10 protein-coding genes, 2 tRNA genes, 2 rRNA genes and 3 pseudogenes are annotated in these 17,821 nt (G+C 35.6%); 6 read left to right on the top strand and 11 right to left on the bottom strand.

Features of this window, described 5'->3' with window-relative positions:
• The first annotated feature begins 115 nt into the window (after positions 1-115).
• The 3 genes from CHV_RS00085 to CHV_RS00095 all read left to right on the top strand — a co-directional run bounded on the left by CHV_RS00085 (position 116) and on the right by CHV_RS00095 (position 5,781).
• Positions 116-376, top strand: a complete 261-nt coding sequence (locus tag CHV_RS00085; protein WP_034576251.1) for a hypothetical protein — start codon at positions 116-118, stop codon at positions 374-376.
• Positions 369-4,862 carry an ankyrin repeat domain-containing protein gene (locus tag CHV_RS00090; protein ID WP_034576254.1) on the top strand — a complete coding sequence of 1,498 codons (4,494 nt, stop codon included), beginning with the start codon at positions 369-371 and terminating at the stop codon, positions 4,860-4,862. The genes CHV_RS00085 and CHV_RS00090 overlap by 8 nt, the downstream gene beginning before the upstream one ends.
• Positions 4,863-5,292: 430 nt before the next feature.
• Positions 5,293-5,781: an Rpn family recombination-promoting nuclease/putative transposase gene (locus tag CHV_RS00095; protein ID WP_223245650.1), complete on the top strand. Its 489-nt coding sequence runs from the start codon at positions 5,293-5,295 to the stop codon at positions 5,779-5,781.
• On the opposite strand, the pseudogene CHV_RS05810 reads toward CHV_RS00095, so the two are convergent.
• The 4 genes and pseudogenes from CHV_RS05810 to CHV_RS00115 all read right to left on the bottom strand — a co-directional run.
• Positions 5,768-5,848 (bottom strand): annotated as a pseudogene (locus CHV_RS05810) (IS5/IS1182 family transposase); the annotation flags it as partial. The gene CHV_RS00095 and the pseudogene CHV_RS05810 sit on opposite strands and share 14 nt — an antisense overlap.
• Positions 5,849-5,861: 13 nt before the next feature.
• A pseudogene (locus CHV_RS05075) lies at positions 5,862-7,284 on the bottom strand (IS5 family transposase).
• Positions 7,285-7,402: 118 nt separating this feature from the next.
• Positions 7,403-8,091: pseudogene (locus CHV_RS00110) on the bottom strand (IS5 family transposase); the annotation flags it as partial.
• A gap of 61 nt (positions 8,092-8,152) precedes the next feature.
• On the bottom strand, positions 8,153-9,028 hold the full coding sequence (locus CHV_RS00115; RefSeq protein WP_034576256.1) for an IS982-like element ISCca4 family transposase: 876 nt from the start codon (positions 9,026-9,028) through the stop codon (positions 8,153-8,155).
• Positions 9,029-9,234: 206 nt separating this feature from the next.
• Between CHV_RS00115 and CHV_RS00120 the strand changes: the two genes are divergently transcribed.
• The 3 genes from CHV_RS00120 (at position 9,235) to rrf (ending at position 13,310) form a co-directional block, all read left to right on the top strand.
• Positions 9,235-9,546, top strand: coding sequence for an Rpn family recombination-promoting nuclease/putative transposase (locus CHV_RS00120; protein WP_255346407.1), 312 nt, complete (start codon positions 9,235-9,237; stop codon positions 9,544-9,546).
• 664 nt (positions 9,547-10,210) lie between these two features.
• A 23S ribosomal RNA gene (locus CHV_RS00125) occupies positions 10,211-13,106 on the top strand.
• A gap of 92 nt (positions 13,107-13,198) precedes the next feature.
• A 5S ribosomal RNA gene (gene rrf / locus CHV_RS00130) occupies positions 13,199-13,310 on the top strand.
• A 165-nt stretch (positions 13,311-13,475) separates the two neighbouring features.
• Here the strand turns inward: rrf and CHV_RS00135 are convergent.
• The 7 genes from CHV_RS00135 to CHV_RS00165 form a co-directional block, all read right to left on the bottom strand.
• Positions 13,476-13,931, bottom strand: a complete 456-nt coding sequence (locus CHV_RS00135) for a YcgN family cysteine cluster protein (protein WP_034576259.1) — start codon at positions 13,929-13,931, stop codon at positions 13,476-13,478.
• Between the two features lie 168 nt (positions 13,932-14,099).
• Positions 14,100-15,308, bottom strand: a complete 1,209-nt coding sequence (gene fabV / locus CHV_RS00140; protein ID WP_034576260.1) for an enoyl-ACP reductase FabV — start codon at positions 15,306-15,308, stop codon at positions 14,100-14,102.
• A gap of 2 nt (positions 15,309-15,310) precedes the next feature.
• Positions 15,311-15,784, bottom strand: a complete 474-nt coding sequence (locus CHV_RS00145) for a bactofilin family protein (RefSeq protein WP_084303064.1) — start codon at positions 15,782-15,784, stop codon at positions 15,311-15,313.
• 4 nt (positions 15,785-15,788) lie between these two features.
• Positions 15,789-16,412 carry a M23 family metallopeptidase gene (locus CHV_RS04610; protein WP_165393829.1) on the bottom strand — a complete coding sequence of 208 codons (624 nt, stop codon included), beginning with the start codon at positions 16,410-16,412 and terminating at the stop codon, positions 15,789-15,791.
• A gap of 268 nt (positions 16,413-16,680) precedes the next feature.
• A tRNA-Val gene (locus CHV_RS00155) sits at positions 16,681-16,755 on the bottom strand.
• 83 nt (positions 16,756-16,838) lie between these two features.
• Positions 16,839-16,920: transfer RNA gene (locus CHV_RS00160), tRNA-Leu, on the bottom strand.
• Between the two features lie 68 nt (positions 16,921-16,988).
• Positions 16,989-17,717: an L-threonylcarbamoyladenylate synthase gene (locus CHV_RS00165; RefSeq protein ID WP_034576262.1), complete on the bottom strand. Its 729-nt coding sequence runs from the start codon at positions 17,715-17,717 to the stop codon at positions 16,989-16,991.
• Between the last annotated feature and the right edge of the window lie 104 nt (positions 17,718-17,821).

A 17,821-nucleotide genomic window follows, 5' to 3' on the forward strand; every position in this document is an offset into this window, starting at 1 on the left:
CTACAGATTTAAAACGCAAAGGAGCTTTGTAAAACTTTTTTAATAACCAATCGCTGTATTCAAATGCATAATGCGGTTAATTTCTGGTTAGTAAATAGAGCATAAGATGGAGTCAATGAGAACATTTTTTAAGGCTTTATCTTTGAAGATAAAGCCAGGCACATATGATAGATTGAATAAGGTGGAACAGGCTACAGATGAAAGCGCATATATCAACAGTTATAATGGAAGCACCTTACGCTATATAGCTATGCTGACCAGTTATAGTGGTATGGTTGAATGTCTTCTAAGGACACCTAGTATAAAAATGGGTATTAAAAATAGTAAAAGAGCAACCAAGCTAAAAATTACTAAAAACCCAAAAAAAAATGAATGATTCTAAAAAAAACAAACCGACTTTAAGAGAAGATACAACTAAAAACAATAATCGCCTTTCTAGAAAAATGGACAAGGCAGAAGCTAACCGATGCGCCGCTGCACAAATACAACTGGGTCCAGTATCAGATATAAAAGATACTACTAAGCCAAAAAAATCCCATTCCAACAATAATCTTTTAAAAGAGAATTTTTGTTTAAGTCAAACACAAACTAACCTAGAAAAGTTAACAGCTATTGGTCCCTTTCCTAATGTACTTAACGAGTCTTGCCGTTCAATAAGTCAACAATTGATTAATTACCCTTACAGTAGTTTGACCAACATAAATAGTAAGCCATTAAACATTAGTGATTTAGAAGGCGCATATACTGAACTATTTGAAGCAGTGAATACAGAAACGTTGTATACCAATCTTTTTTATAATCAAGAAAAAGCAATTTATATCATTAGTGGTATAGATACCGACAATGAAGATAATGCGAAGAATCTATTCCTCAATGCGTTAGAACAGTCTGAAAGACAAGCTATCTATAATCACATAGCCATTGTTACCCGTCCCTACTGTATATTATCTAAAAATAAAGACATACAGTTAGTAAATAGTCCATTTACAGAAAAAACGTTTAAGGAATTATGTGATAAGCATACATATAAGAAAATATATTGGATAAAGTGGAATGGATCGCAATGCATGATCCTACAAAAGATTTATAATCCTAATTTTTACACCGATAGAAACTTTAACAAAGTTATAATTAATAACAAGGCTAAAATGATATACGGTGTATGTAGAACACTCACACAAGGGACAGAAGATAAATTTATATTTAGTGGTATAATTGATAATGATTACGATGCACTTGGAAAATTACTTGGGGTAGAACCTAGTATATTTAATGAAGATAAAATTTTTGTCAAGCAAGATCTACAAGAATCAAGAAAAATTTTTGATAATTTTTCTGATACAGCACACTGGCTTGAAGTAGAAGGCAATGAAAATAATAAGCAAATTATTTGGCGTAATTCCAAGGGCAGCTTAGACAGTTTATTTGATTACGTTGATAAAAAAGAATATAAAAACTCATATGGAGAAAGCCAACTTTTGGACGTTATACAAGATAGACGTGTCCTAATCATTGCTGCTGATTCAGGTAGGGGTAAATCAACTACCTTAACCAAATTATATCAATTAAAATATGGTCTAAATAGCTTATCAAGAAAAGGTATCTGCAATTGGGTCATTAACATAAAGCTTCAAAACCATTTAGAAGCCATTAAAAATATTAATGCCAATGCTATCAATATTGCTGATTTTTTATCGGCAATTAATAAAGATTTGAAATATAATATTGCCCAAGATTTGTTAAAATTCACTTTAGAGGCAGCAAAAAATTATAAAACACCTTTGTTAATTGTTTTCGATGGTTTTGATAAAGTAACAGATGCATCAGGTAGGAATAAAGTTATTGCCTTACTAAACCATTTAAAAAACAAGACGTATATTACGTTTTGGGTTACAACTTCTTTGCAGTATCAAAAAACATTAGAAGATGCTTTATGCACATTTGCGGTAACCTTTAAGCCATTAGATGATGATGCACAGAAAGATTTTGTAAAAAAATATCTAACAAATCGTCTAAATCTAGTGTGCAGTAAAGATGCGTTAAATATTTCTGGGGATGGTAAAATTGACGACAGTAAAATCGAGAAATATAGTAAGGCCTTTATAAACAAGGTACAATCTACCTTTCAAGGTGATCAATCGTTTATAAGTATCCCATTTCATTTGCATGTACTGCTGACCGGTTCAAAAGAAGAAAAAAACGCAAAAGGTCATATTGTAAGAAAAGATTGTATAACATCATTTAAGAACTGGGTAAGGGAGAATAGTGAGCCGGATTTGAGTTATATAGGTAAAAATAGATTAGAGATCTATGCAAACTTTATTGATGGCAAATATGAGACTTATTTTAAAAAAGTAGGGATTATAGAGGATACACAAAAAAATAACTTCAAATCTGATGCCAACAAATTTTCTAAGAAATTAGCTAAAAACTTAGTCCATTCTTTACAATCAAATATAGAAAAAGACAATCCAGACATGGTTCTAGCTACTGGATTGGTTAAATCTGATCAAAACGGCTTAGCATTTATACATCCAATCTTAGGTGAATATTTTTTATCTGAATGGTGTACAAATTTGATAATAAAAAAGAGTAATACGCCGAATCTAATTAAATGGGAACTATTGTTAACGTCTTTCTTAATAGATATAAATTATAAAAGTGTTCGCTCTTTTATAAATGAAAAATTAGCAAATAAACAGCTAACTCAAACAACTTTGCAAGGATCGGGCAAAATGATTAACAAATTGTACATCTTAGAATACAATCAAGGAAAGAATAAAAAAATATTTGAGGAAGAAACCCCATTACACGTAGCAGCAGAAGAAGGCAATATACATATTGCTCATTTTTTGTTGAACAGCATTCAGAATGATGTAAGCTTTATAAACAAGCTTGACAACAATGAAAATACTGCTTTGCATATTGCCGTTATGTATAAACATTTCGATTTTGTTTGTTATTTACTAGAGCCTTTTAATAAAGATCCAGAAGAACTAAAAAAACTTCTGGAAATACAGAATAAGAATGGAAGTACTGCTTTGCATATTGCTGTTAGAAATGGTGATAGTGCTTGTGTAAATACCTTACTAAAACCTTTTGATAATAATCCAGAAGAACTAAAAAAACTTCTGGAAATACAGAATAAGGGTGGAAGTACTGCTTTGCATATTGCTGTTAGAAATGGTGATAGTGCTTGTGTAAATACCTTACTAAAACCTTTTGATAATGATCCAGAAGAACTAGAAAAATTAATCGAAATACAGAATAAGAGTGGAAGTACTGCTTTGCATATTGCTGTTAGAAATGGTGATAGTGTTTGTGTAAATACCTTACTAAAACCTTTTGATAATGATCCAGAAGAACTAAAAAAATTAATCGAAATACAGAATAAGAGTGGAAGTACTGCTTTGCATATTGCTGTTAGAAATGGTGATAGTGCTTGTGTAAATACCTTACTAAAACCTTTTGATAATAAACCGGAAAAATTAATGAAAATACGAAATAAATATGGAGAAACGGCTTTTCATATTGCCGTTATGCATAACGATTTACCTTTTCTTAATTATTTACTAGAACCTTTAAAAAAAGATCTAGAAGAACTAAAAAAACTATTGGAAATACAGAACAATAATGGAGATACGGCTTTACATATTGCTATTAGGAATCGTTATACAGTTTTTATAGATGCTTTACTAAAACATTTTGATAATGAGCCGGAAAAATTAATTAAACTGCTGGAAATACAGTATAGAAATCGTCATACTGTTTTACATACAGCAGCTGAAAACAATGATAAAGTTATAAGTTGCTTACTAAAACCTTTTGAGAACGATCCAGAAGAACTAAGAAAACTGCTAGAGATTAAGGACAGTAATGGATATACGGCTTTGCATATTGCCGCTGCAAAAAGCAATTTAATTTTTATTGATTCTTTACTAAAATTCTTTAAGCCCCATCCGGAAAAATTGAAGAACCTCATAAGCATTCAGAACAATTGTAGAGAAACTGTTTTACATATAGCCGTTTATAAAGGCGATTGCGATATTATCGCTACTTTGGTAAAACCTTTTGAGCAAGATCTAGGCACACTGAAGAAGTGGATAAAAAAGGGTGACCAGTACGGAAACACTCCTATGCATATGGCAGCTAATGAAGACAATTATAACAGTGTAGTCACTCTACTAAAACCTTTTGAGAAAAATCCAAAAGAATTAAAAAAAATTATAAAAACGCTTAACAATAACCAAGAAACGGCTTTGCATATAGCACTTAAAAAGGGGCATGATAATTTTGCCATCTCTTTACTAAAACCTCTTGAGCAACATAAGGAACAATTGAAAAAAATTATACAAACTCAGCACAACGATAAAAAAACTATTTTGCATATAGCAGCTGAAAAAGGGGATGAAGAGTTTGTCACTTCCTTACTCAAACCTTTTCAGGAAGATTCAAAAGCATTGAAAGAGATTATATCCACGCAAAATAATTATCAAGAAACGGCTTTGCATATAGCACTTAAAAAGGGGCATGATAATTTTGCCATCTCTTTACTAAAACCTCTTGAGCAGCATAACAAACGATTGGAGAAAATTTTAAAAATTAAGAATAAAGATGGAAAAACTGCGTATGAAGCAAGAAAAAATAAAAACGCAACAAATGAAATAACGCAACTATTCTTTGGTAAAATTAATAAAGAATATAGGCCGAGCGTATATCCAGATAGCATGATTTCACCATTAACCCAATCAATGTGCAGTCTTCTAACGGAAGATGAATCCCTTTATAGCGTTCCATCTACCAGCAATAATGATCAGAAGTACCCTACACTGGTCCAAACTAATGAAAGATATATCGCCTAAGAAAATATAGTGGACAGAAAAATTAGGATAAAAAAACAAGAATTTTATTTCCGTATAATCTAGATATAGTATCGTGTTTTTGATTTGGAGACCGTTGCTATAGATAGTTTATTGTAATTTTCTGTTGTATTAGTTGATACTTAATCTTACGATTGTTAAAATTGTATAGATGGACTAGCGGGAGCGAATGAATATAAAATTACGGTTTCGATTTAAGCCATAGATTTATTATCTAGGCCTGAATAAGATCCCACATTCTGAAACTAGATGCGTCTACTTGTCTTAAAAAATAAAATACTATAAACTCATTATTTTTAGTATTCTTGAGAAGATATGGCAAAAATAGGATTCTATTATCATCATATCGGTTCGTCAGAATCTAAAAAGTTATTATGTTGAATTTTATTATTAATAGCCCTAGTGTATCCTTATGGTGACCTCAAAATTTCTAAATCCCAAGAACGATGTAGCCTTTCGTAAAATATTTGGTAGTGAAAAACATAAAGATATTCTTATTCACTTTATCAATGATGTATTGGATCTAAAAAAATCAGAAAAGATAGAAAAGGTTACCTTCTTATCTACTATTCAAGATCCAGATATTGCATGTAAAAAAGAGAGTATCGTAGATGTATTATGCACTGACCAGTATGGGAAGCAAATCATTGTACAAATGCAAGTAGCTCCTCAAAAAGGCTTTGAAAAAAGAGCGCAGTATTATGCCTCTAAAGCCTATTGCGGTCAGCTCAATTCAGGTCAAGAGGTAGGTGCTAGATACCAAGATATCAAATCAGTTATATTTATAGCTATTACGGATTACATTATTTTTCCTGAAAAAAAAGATTATGTATCTAATCACGTTATTTTAGATTCTAAAAAATATGAAAGAGATTTATATAGTGTCGTCATAAGAAGTTAGCCCATAGATGGATACATCTAATTTGGACAGCTGCCAAGAATGATGCTGTGTTTTTTGCATACCTAGTCGGCCCTGAAATATTATTTTTGAATTAAATTTATTGAATGGATTCTTTTTTTACAATATTTATGGTTTAGCAGGCGCTCTATTTTTCCTACCCAAGATATAGGTATAACTGGTTTTGGATTAAGTAATTTTAATTATATAGGTTTTAATTTATGTGATTGTGAGTGTGTTAAGAATAACTTTCTTGTAATCAGTCGTAGGTTATGAGCAATAGCACATAAAATAACGTTAAGTTTATCTCCTAGAATACCTTTCAAATAGTTAACAGATAATTTACCATCGGATTTCATATGACCAATATGCGGTTCAATAGAAGATCTTCTTTTTATAGCTTTTTTTAGAGCAGGCGTTATTCCCCTTTTAGAACCACTTATAAATATATTACATTCACTAACAGGTATATTATTACCCCGGTAGGCTTTATCTACAAAAGCATACTTTACTTTGGTACCAGATAATTGCTCGGCTTGTAATAAACTCTTCTGCAAAGTATGGCCATCGTAAGCATTAGGATGTATTGCTTCTGTTGAAACAATTAAACCTTTTTTATGCGTTACTGTAAATTGTACCTTGCAACCAAACTCATAAGGATGTTTAGACTTACCTTTACTTACACAGTAGACGGATGGTTCATGGATGCTATAAATTTTATCTTTACTTTTTTTTTATTGGTTTATAAGTTTTTTACTTATAGATAGTAGATTGGTAAATTGATTCCGTATTAGATCATCAGAGGATTGTATAGAACGTTCTACATCTCTGACTACTCTACCAAGATAGGTTTTTAATGTTTTAATGCCTTTAGATAAACGTTTATACTGTTTAGCATGAGCATAGCAATCAACTTTACGTTTGATAGATAGACCTAAACGCTGATAAGTTTGACGCAGTTTAATACCTGTTTTCTTGGCTATACTGACCAATTTTTCTCTGGATTTATTAAGCAAAGAAGAGTCAGTTGGGTAACGGATATTTTTCTCCATTACAGTAGTATCAGCTATAACTTTTTCAAGTTCTTTTCGGGTCAGTACTTTTTTTTTAGTCGCTAAGTACTATAGTCATAGATAAAATACTGAGACCTTCTTGACCTAATCTATGGCGCCAACGGGTCAATGAACTGGGGTTACAAGGCATCTTAAACTGAAAATAATCATATCCACAAAAGTATTGCCAATAAGGGTTTTCTACCCATCTAACCACTACTTGTTCATCAGAAATATTATACATATGACTGATAATGAGAAGACCTATAATTAAACGAATAGGCAAAGGAGGTTGACCAGGTCCATAGCTAAAACCGCGGTCTAAATCTGATGCTAAGGAGTGAAAAGGAATCGAATCAGATAACTGGAATAATGGATGTTTCGGGTTGAGAAAACTAGATAAGCGTTGCTCAAACAAACGCTCAAGGCTATTATTTATTTTCTTAGATTTCATCCTTATTTTGCAAGCTTTTTATACAAAACAACCTAAAAACTGGTTATTAACCATATATAAATTTTAACCATTTATTTGCTGATTAACAAATAATTATATGGTATTTCAGGGCCGACTACCTAGTGGAGATTCCTCTCCATTGCTTAATTTTGAGAAACATATTTTCAACAAGATGTCGGAATTTATATAGATTTTTGTCAAAATCACGCTTTATTTTTCTGTTTTTTTTGGGAGGGATAACAGGAACAATACCTTTTTCTCTAGCATATTTAATGATTTTATCGGTATCATAGGCGCGGTCTGCTAACAAATGCTTTGGAGTTATCCCTTCAATAAGATATGTAGATTGGCTACAATCAGCTCTGGTACCTTCTGTGATAATAGCTCTGACCGGCATACCAGACGCATCCACGGCCAAATGTAGCTTCGTATTAAGCCCCCTTTTGTTCGACTCATAAATTGGTTTCCTCCTTTCGCACCCGTTCCATGCATATGTACTTTTATATAAGTAGAATCAATCATAAGCCATTTAAAATCAGGATTATTAATTAGTCTCTCTAAGATCCTTTCCCATATACCATTATCTCTCCAGCGAGAAAATCTACGATGGGTGTTTTTCCAATCCCCATAGCTAGATGGAAGATCACGCCAAGGAGATCCTGTACGTAAAATCCAAAATACTGCATTAATAAACAGCCTATTATCTTTGGCAACAGCTCCCCAACCTCCTTGTTGACCTGGAAGTAGAGGTGATAAAATAGACCATACTTTGTCTGAAATATCATGACGGTGAATCCATTTAGACATCTTAGGAATATAATTGATCTTATTAATCTAAAAATATAATAACGTGAGTTTCGGATTAGACTTATTGTAAACCAGTTGTATATATATTATCTATAGCCGGTTTTTTCTCTTTTAGTGAATAAGCTGTAATACCAGCTATTAAATTGACAATAAAATTAGGTATACTTCTATGCCTGGAGTGTTCTATCTGACTAATATTTTTAAGCTGATCGATAATGGTTTCAATGATAGATCTCTTTCGAAGCATTAGCCTATCCCAGATAGGCATGAAAGCATTTTTCATATTTTTTCTGATTTGAGTAATCAGTTCTATGCCTTTTCCCATAAGTTTTTCAAATAATTCTTTACTCAAGTAGCCTTTATCAGCAAATACTTTTCCGATCAAATTTTTACATAAGTTTTCTACTGGCCATCTATCATTGGACTTACCTGTAGTAAGAGAAAAATTCATAATTTCTCCTAAATCATTGACAATCAAGTTTAATTTGATTCCGTAAAACCATCCAGTAGTAGTTTTACCTTTACTAGCAATTGTCTTAAATACTTTATGAGCATAAGCTCTTTTTATATTACAAACCTTTATAGCGGTTGAATCCATAAAATAACAGCCTGTTCTCGTTTTAGAAAGACTTTGAGAAAAAAAGTAAAATGGAACTACTGTTCTTTGAACTAGGGATATAAATCTACTATAGCTTACTAACTTGCAAAAGTCATTAGAATGAAATTGTTGTAAATGAATATAATACAACTTAAAATTTCTAAAGCCAATTACATGAAAAGCAATTAATATTGTCATTATTTCGCTCAAAGTCAGTGAACATGTTCTAGTAGGTTTTCTATCTGAAGTAGGTAACAAATGTGATTCCATATAAGGCATAAATTTTATAAGAAATTCATCAACAGCGTAATATATTTCAACTAATTTTGATACATTCATATCCGGCTCCTTTGGTTTTTATGATTATTTTTCAATCCCACAAATTTAAAACACAAAGGAGCTTTTTATACTCTTTTCTTAATTTCTAATCCAAAACTGACGTTAATACGAACTACAAACCTAATATACAAAATATTTCATGACGACACTATCTAAAAGATTTTTCTTTCACCTTTATAGAATTACCCAAATTTAAGATTAAATCTATAGAAGAACTATCGACAATGGTAGAGAAGTGGTGTTACTTTTTTAAATATGCCTCCTCTACTAGCGAAGAAGACGTACGTAAAATAATAGATTCAGATTTAGTGATCCAACGTGCGTATGAAGCGTTAAATCGTTTTAACTGGTCAGAAGAAGAATTAAGGACCTATGAGAAAGAGATTAAGCGTATTATGGATAATCAGGCTGTAGAGGACTATATGAAAAAAAAGCTAGACAAGAAGCTAGACAAGAAGGGAGACAAGAAGGGAAGATGGAAATCGCTAAATCTATGCTACAGGAAGGAGATTCATTAGAAAAGATTATACGTGTTACTGGTTTATCCAAGTCCGATATTCAAAATATTAAGTAGAATTAATGGAAGTTAACATACCCTGCATTGCAAATACAGGGCTTAAGATTACGGCATGAATGGCTTAGCCACAGCTAGTTTTCAACTTTGAAAAAGTTTGTAAATAAAATTGGGCTCTCTTGCGTCTGTCTAAAAAAAGCATTTGCTTTTATGGCCGGACCAATTTTTACTATTGTAATAGCTTAGTGGTCCATATATTTCAACTAATTTTGATACATTCATATCCGGCTCCTTTGGTTTTTATGATTATTTTTCAATCCCACAAATTTAAAACACAAAGGAGCTTTTTATACTCTTTTCTTAATTTCTAATCCAAAACTGACGTTAATACGAACTACAAACCTAATATACAAAATATTTCATGACGACACTATCTAAAAATATGTTTTATTTGAAAAAAATATTTGCGGATTTAAATAAAAGTTATACCTTTGTATTACGGGTTGACGCAGTCAAATATTAAAAGTGTTAAAAGCATTAAAAGTGCAGAAATACAAAATAAAAATGCGTCTTCCTTGAAAAATGTTCTTTGACTTATTGTAAAAGCAAAATAAGGTAGACTAAATTTCTAAAAAAGAAATTTAGCGTATCTCCATTTCAAGAGCGAGTAAGAAATAAATAAGGGCGTATGGAGGATGCCTTGGCTCTTAGAGGCGATGAAAGACGTGATAAACTGCGATAAGTTGCGGGGATTGGTTGTACGATTTGATCCGCAAATTTCTGAATGGGGCAACCCACCCTATAATTTAGATAGGGTATCTTTTATTATTAAAAGAAGCAAACCTGGAGAACTGAAACATCTAAGTATCCAGAGGAAAAGAAAACAAATAGTGATTCCATAAGTAGTGGTGAGCGAACGTGGATTAGCCCAAACCATAGCAGTCTTTGCTGTTATGGGGTTGTAGGACTAGCAATGCAATTCAATATCAACAACTTAAATTACTTGGAAAAGTAAGCCATAGAAGGTGAAAGCCCTGTCAAGGTAATCGATATTGGTTTGGTTAGTATCCTGAGTAGGTCAGTCCTGGTGAAAGGCTGACTAAATCTGCCGGCACCATCCGGTAAGGCTAAATACTCCTAAGAGACCGATAGTGAACAAGTACCGTGAGGGAAAGGTGAAAAGTACCCTGAATAAGGGAGTGAAATAGTTCCTGAAACCATACGCTTACAAGCAGTCGGAGTTTTTTTTAATGACGGCGTGCCTTTTGTATAATGAGCCTATGAGTTAATCTTTTCTGGCAAGGTAAATTCTTTTGAAAGGAAAAGCCGAAGCGAAAGCGAGTCTGAATAGGGCGTTAAGTCAGAGGAGTTAGACGCGAAAGCCAGTGATCTACCCATGGCCAGGTTGAAGCGTTGGTAAAGCAACGTGGAGGACCGAACCAGTGGATATTGTAACGTCCTTGGATGAGCTGTGGGTAGGAGTGAAAGGCTAATCAAACTGGCAGATAGCTCGTACTCTCCGAAATGTTTTTAGGAACAGCCTTAAGCTTATACTGATAGGGGTAGAGCTACCGATAGGACTAGGGGGGTAACCTACCGTGTCCAGACGAACTCCGAATACTATCAGTTTTGCTTAGGAGTGAGGGCTAGGGCGTTAAGGTCCTAGTCCGAGAGGGAAAGAACCCAGACCATCAGCTAAGGTCCCCAAATATATACTAAGTTGAACTAAGAAGGTTTAGTTGCTTAGACAGTCAGGATGTTGGCTTGGAAGCAGCCATTCATTTGAAGAGTGCGTAACAGCTCACTGATCGAGCGACAAAGCGTCGATGATAAACGGGCATTAAGTATATTACCGAAGCTATGGCCTTGCTGCTTTGGGCAGTAAGGGGTAGGAGAGCATTCTAATAAAGCTGAAGCTAAGTAGTAATGCTTAGTGGATTGATTAGAAAAGAAAATGTAGGCATGAGTAACCAAAATAATGGTGAGAAACCATTACACCGTAAGACTAAGGTTTCCATGGCGATGGTTGTCATCCATGGGTTAGTCGGTCCCTAAGCTGAAGCCAAAAGGCGTAAGTAATGGAAAATCGGTTAATATTCCGATACTAGCTAGCAACAAGAGAAGGGGGGACGAAAAAGTGAAAGGTCTGCCTTCTGACGAATTTAGAAGGTTAAAGCCCGTAGATATAGGTGTGGCAGGCAAATCCACCATACTTGTCGAAAGTGATAGTACTGCAATCCTCCGGGAGCGTAGATAATGACCCTAATCATGTTTCCAAGAAAAGCCTCTAATCGTTTTAAGTGTTAGCTAACCGTACCGCAAACCAACACAGGTAGTTGAGGAGAATATCCTAAGGTGTTCGAGTGATTCGTGGCCAAGGAACTCGGCAAAATATCCCTGTAACTTCGGGAGAAAGGGTGCCTCATTGTTCTCTTTTTTTAGGGGACAATAGGCCGCAGTGAAAAGGCCCAGGCGACTGTTTACCAAAAACACAGGACTTTGCAAAATCGAAAGATGAAGTATAAGGTCTGATACCTGCCCGGTGCTGGAAGGTTAATAGGAGGAGTCAAGTTGCAAAATTGAAGCTCTAAATAGAAGCCCCAGTAAACGGCGGCCGTAACCTTGACGGTCCTAAGGTAGCGAAATTCCTTGTCGGGTAAGTTCCGACCTGCACGAATGGTGTAACGATCTGGGCACTGTCTCAGCCACGAGCTCGGTGAAATTGGAGTGGCGGTGAAGATACCGTCTACCCGCAATGGGACGAAAAGACCCCATGAACCTTTACTATAGCTTAACATTGATAATATGTAAATAATGTGTAGAATAGGTGGGAGGATACGCAAGTATCCGCCGTTGAAATACCACCCTTTATTTATGTGTTATCTAATTCTTCTGAAAAAGAAAACAGTGTTTGGTGGGTAGTTTGACTGGGACGGTCGCCTCCTAAAAAGTAACGGAGGCTTTCAAAGGTACCCTCAGTACGGATGGTAATCGTACGTAGAGTGCAATAGCATAAGGGTGCTTGACTGTGAGACAAACAAGTCGAGCAGAGTCGAAAGACGGATATAGTGATCCGGTGGTTCCGAATGGAAGGGCCATCGCTAAAAGGATAAAAGGTACTCTGGGGATAACAGGCTGATCTCCCCCAAGAGCTCTTATCGACGGGGAGGTTTGGCACCTCGATGTCGGCTCGTCACAACCTGGAGCTGAAGCATGTTCCAAGGGTTGGGCTGTTCGCCCATTAAAGTGGCACGCGAGCTGGGTTCAGAACGTCGTGAGACAGTTCGGTTTCTATCTATTGCGGGCGTTAGAAGTTTGAGAGGGGCTGACCTTAGTACGAGAGGACCGGGTTGGGTAAACCTCTGGTGTATCAGTTGTGACGTCAGTTGCACTGCTGAGTAGCTACGTTTATAAGAGATAAGTGCTGAAAGCATCTAAGCACGAAACTCGCCTCAAGATGAGACTTCAATAAGGGTGGTTAAAGATGATGACCTTGATAGGTTGCAGGTGTAAAGTCAGAAATGACAAAGCTGAGCAATACTAATTACCCGAATGTTTCTTGTTTTTCTTCTTGATTTTGCTTTTACAGTAGTCAATTACCTTGTCAAGGTATATAAATAAGTAATGAATATAATGCTTTGCTAAAAATTAAAAATAAAGGTGACGAAAGCGCTGGTGTGCACCTCTTCCCATTCCGAACAGAGCAGTTAAGCCCAGCAGCGCCGATGGTACTTCGATAATACGCGGGAGAGTAGGTAGTTGCCATCTTTTATTTTTTTTGTGCGCTACAGTTGTTATTCGCTGAAGCGCACTTTTTTTATATATAGCCCTGCCAATTTATTAATTAATAAAATAAATTGTTTGTATCCAGGGTACCTTCATTTTTAGTGTAACAACCTCTACGAACTGCACACTACTTGTAAACGACCGATATTAGTGGATGGGTTCTTCTAATAAATAGTTTGTAATTGGCTTATTGACCAATGCGGGATGTACCACAAAGCTTTTAACGGAATGACCACTTTTAATTGTAGATTGTGGATCTTTGGTCATTAAAGGATGCCAATCAGGTAATGCTTTTTTTTCTTTAACAAGGCGATAGGCACAACTTTTGGGTAGCCAAGTAATGGTCTTTATATTGGTAGGATTTAATTTGATACAATCATCTACATAGCGAAATCGTTCTCGGTAGTTGGAACATTGACAAGTTCGGGTATTAAGTAGCCGACAACAAATCTTTGTAGTACGCACCTCTTCTGTTTCTGCTTCTTTTATTTTAAGCAAGCAACATTTACCACATCCATCACATAAAGACTCCCATTGCGTTGGAGTCATTTGCTCTAATGGTGTAGTAAGCCAAAATTCGCCTTTTTCATTAGTTGCATTCATTGCATGTAGTATAAAATTAAAAAGCACTTTAAAAATATTTAAGTGCCAAGAAAGAATGTTGTGGGGTTTGTCGATGTAGTAAGGAATGGGCTTTTCTTGGTCTTAAGTACCAGTAAAGGTGGATAGCGTCCGTAGACCCATCTGACTATGCTTTACTATCCTAAAGATTTATATAGGTAAATCTAAAGAAGGTATGGGAAGTGCTGCCATCTGAGGTAGGCTGTAATCAACCCCTTCTACTTCAAAACCAAATAACTTATAAAATTCATGACGGCATCCTACCCAGTCTGTAACAGTAGTTAGATTTCCTTCGTCTATCTTTGACCAAAGTGCAGCAACTGCTTCTTGCACATCTTCCCGCATCTCCCAATCATCTATACGAATCAGCCCTTGCGCATCTACCAATACTTTCTGGTCTGTTCTATACAAGCGATCTGCATATAACCTGTACATTTGTTCTATACACCCCTCATGTAATTGTTTTTCTTTCATAACCTTGTAGAGCAATGCAATATAAAGCGGTACTACTGGTATAGCTATACTACCTTGTGTGACTACTGCTTTACTCACAGCAATGAATGCCTGCCCATCTATAGAACGAAGCTGATATTGTAGCATTTTGCTTGTTGCTACTAAATCTTTTTTTGCCATTCCAATTGTTCCTTTTGCATAGATTCTATGGGTTAGCTTAGGTCCTATGTAAGAGTAAGCGATTGTTTGTACCCTTTTAGCTAATAGTTTTTCTGCCAGTAAAGCTTCTATCCACATCATCCAGTCTTCACCTCCCATTACTGCAACCGTATCAGCCACTTCTTTGGGGGTTGCAGGCTCAATGCAAGCATCTGAGAGATGGCCGCTTATTATATCGATCGTTTGGTTGCGATAAGGCTCCCCAATAGGTTTTAAACAGGATTTAAAAGATATACCCGTTTGGGGATGGGTACGGCGGGGAGATGCAAGGCTGTAGATTACTAAATCTACTTCACCACCCCAATCTTCTTTGATTAAAGCAATGGTTTCTTGTTTTATGGCATCTGAAAAAGCATCACCATTAATACTTTTAGCATAAATTCCTGCTTGGTTTGCAGCTTGCTCAAAAGCCGCTGTATGGTACCAACCAGCAGACGCAGTACGCTTGTCATCAGCTGTTCGCTCAAGAAAAACACCTATAGTTTGCGCTTTGGCACCAAAAGCTGCTACTATTCTACTGGCTAACCCATAACCCGTAGAAGCACCTATAATTAATACTTTTTTAGGGCCTGATGCAATCGAAGGCTGATTGGATACATATTGGATTTGTTGCTGTACATTTTGGATACAGCCTTCCGGATGAGCCGTAGTGCATATGTATCCTCGTATTTTTGGCTCTATATGCATATTTATTTTATAAATGGATTAGAAGGGTTAGATGATTTTAACTTTTCTGGGTGGTTCTTAATAGATTCACCTGTTTTAGAAGATAGAGGCGCTTTAGTAGAAGCGGCTAGAGGGGGGGGCTTATGCTCCTTGCCCATTTTACATTTTCCATCAAAACAAGCCCCTTCTTCAAAGACTAGTTTGCTAGTAACGATATCACCCCATACCATTGCAGTTGACTTGAGTACAAGTAATTCTATAACTTCTATGCTTCCTTTTACCTCCCCACCGATTTCAGCATTTTGTGCCACAATATTGCCTTCTATCTGGGCAGTATGGCTCAAAACGACTTTTGCTTTTGCCTTGATACCACCTGTTACCTTACCCTCTATGCGCAAGTTACCTGTAGTCTGTATATTGCCTTCTAAATGGGAACCTTGTCCTATAATGTTACTAATTGCTACAGGGTTTGTCTGTTTTATTTTGTTATTGAACATTCCTTTAGGTATTAATATAGTCTTCTGGATTTAATGCAACACCTTCGCTCCAAAGCTCAAAATGTAGATGGGCCCCCGTGGAGATTTCTCCAGAATTACCCATAAGCGCCACTACATCACCTGCTCTGACCAAGTTACCAACTTTTTTAAATAAAATAGCACAATGCTTACAGATTGAAACAACATTATTGTAATGCTGAATGACAATAACCCATCCTGTATCCACGGACCAATCGGAAAAAATTACAATACCAGTTGATATGGCTTTAATAGGATCTTTTTCTTTTGCCACAATATCGACTCCGTAATGGTTACCTGCGCTATGAAATGGTTTTGTAATCATTCCATTGATGGGGGGAAATAATAAAAGAGATCTATTCTGAATAGTATTTTCTTGGTTGGTAGATATGGCTACAGAAGAGGCCACTTTAGTGTCTTCTTCTATTGATTTTCGAATAGTAGTAGGAGATGAAAAAGGGAGTGAAGATTTAGATTTCCCTTGAATGATCTTTTGAAGCGTTGCAATAAATTTAGTTTGAGCACTAATTTGTTGCTCTAGGGCCTCTACCGTATTTGCTAAATAAAGTATTTTTTTTTGATTTTCTGTTTCTATATAGATGGGGTTCATCCACCTAGCTAAAACAGTTTTAGCCAGCCATAGGCTCAGACCAAAACTTATACATAACCATGATAAAAATATTGTCATCAAGGTTACGTAGCTGAAAGAAGGCGTTATATACTCCGCAAAATTTTCAACATTTCGAATAATCAGTTGATATCTATTTTCGAAATGATCTAGAAATCTTTTCTGGGTACGCAATGGTCACTTTATTTAAATACTTAGCACTTAGAAAGGGTCTTCGAAATAGCAGTTACTTGGCATATTTTACTTGTTGTAGGTGGCATTGGATTTGAACCAACGACCTTTCCGATGTCAACGGAATGCTCTAAACCATCTGAGCTAACCACCCCTAATGATGTCTGTAAAACCATATTCGAGCCCATGAAAGGTTAGACTTTACCTGACTTTACCTGGTTAATTTTAATTTTTTTGTGCGCAAAGGGGGATTCGAACCCCCATGCCCGAAAGCACCACCCCCTCAAGATGGCGTGTATACCTATTTCACCACATGCGCAAAAAATAGCTGTTTTGTACACTAGATCTGGTAACCAGATAGACCAAACTAATTTAGTATATAATAAGCTATTTGCCAAATATTGCCTGAATACGTTGGGCTACTGGATAGCCATTATCGTTAAATGGCTGAAGGATGGCTAGGATCTTTTTTACCTTATTCAATGCACATCCATTTCTTATAATTTTAAAGGATGCTTCAATAGAGAGGTCTACAATGGTAGAACCTAACCTCATCGGATCTATCGTACCCAATCTACCTCCATCAAAAACTGCATCTAAATCGGACCAAAGTGGCTTAAATTCTTCTACTTTTAGACAGCTCGGTTCTCTACTTTTATTGGCACTGGTTAATGCAATTGCTCCATTACAAAGTTGGGCAACTTGCATGGTAAACGGGTGATCTGGTATGCGAATGGCTACTAAATGGTTGTTAGCGATTCCATCTTTATCCATAGATGGTCCTGCTTCAAAAAGCAGCGTAACCGGTCCAGGAAGTAAACTATTTAGTATAGGTATAATCTTTAGGTCTACTTTACCATATTTAGCGATTTCTTGAACAGCTCCTACACAAAGCGCAATCGGCTTATCTTTTCTACGTTCTTTGATTTGAAATAATTTTTTTAACGCTTGCTTATTTTGGGCCAAGCAAGCCAATCCGTAAACCGTATCAGTGGGTAACGCAATGACGCCTCCTCTATGTAATAAGGCTGCAGCATATTGGGCAGCAGATCGCCATGCAACAGCTGATGATGGCGTTTGATCTGTTTGAGTCGTTAAAGATACAAATGAAGTCATCAAAATAATAATAAGCTGTAAAGTGCCTAGTCAGCTATCTGGCAGTTACATTTTACAAACAAATAAAACGTAGCATAAAAATGTTTTTGGCTTCAATAATTGTT

The sequence above is a fragment of the Cardinium endosymbiont cBtQ1 of Bemisia tabaci genome (assembly GCF_000689375.1).
Classification (GTDB): domain Bacteria; phylum Bacteroidota; class Bacteroidia; order Cytophagales; family Amoebophilaceae; genus Cardinium.

What these genes read in the sequence shown, in the direction of transcription:
- CHV_RS00085 (WP_034576251.1), top strand. Translation starts at nt 116, where the DNA reads ATGAGAACATTTTTTAAGGCTTTATCTTTGAAGATAAAGCCAGGCACA.
- CHV_RS00090 (WP_034576254.1), top strand. Translation starts at nt 369, where the DNA reads ATGAATGATTCTAAAAAAAACAAACCGACTTTAAGAGAAGATACAACT.
- CHV_RS00095 (WP_223245650.1), top strand. Translation starts at nt 5,293, where the DNA reads ATGGTGACCTCAAAATTTCTAAATCCCAAGAACGATGTAGCCTTTCGT.
- CHV_RS00115 (WP_034576256.1), bottom strand. Translation starts at nt 9,028, where the DNA reads ATGAATGTATCAAAATTAGTTGAAATATATTACGCTGTTGATGAATTT.
- CHV_RS00135 (WP_034576259.1), bottom strand. Translation starts at nt 13,931, where the DNA reads ATGAATGCAACTAATGAAAAAGGCGAATTTTGGCTTACTACACCATTA.
- fabV (WP_034576260.1), bottom strand. Translation starts at nt 15,308, where the DNA reads ATGCATATAGAGCCAAAAATACGAGGATACATATGCACTACGGCTCAT.
- CHV_RS00145 (WP_084303064.1), bottom strand. Translation starts at nt 15,784, where the DNA reads ATGTTCAATAACAAAATAAAACAGACAAACCCTGTAGCAATTAGTAAC.
- CHV_RS04610 (WP_165393829.1), bottom strand. Translation starts at nt 16,412, where the DNA reads ATGAACCCCATCTATATAGAAACAGAAAATCAAAAAAAAATACTTTAT.
- CHV_RS00165 (WP_034576262.1), bottom strand. Translation starts at nt 17,717, where the DNA reads ATGACTTCATTTGTATCTTTAACGACTCAAACAGATCAAACGCCATCA.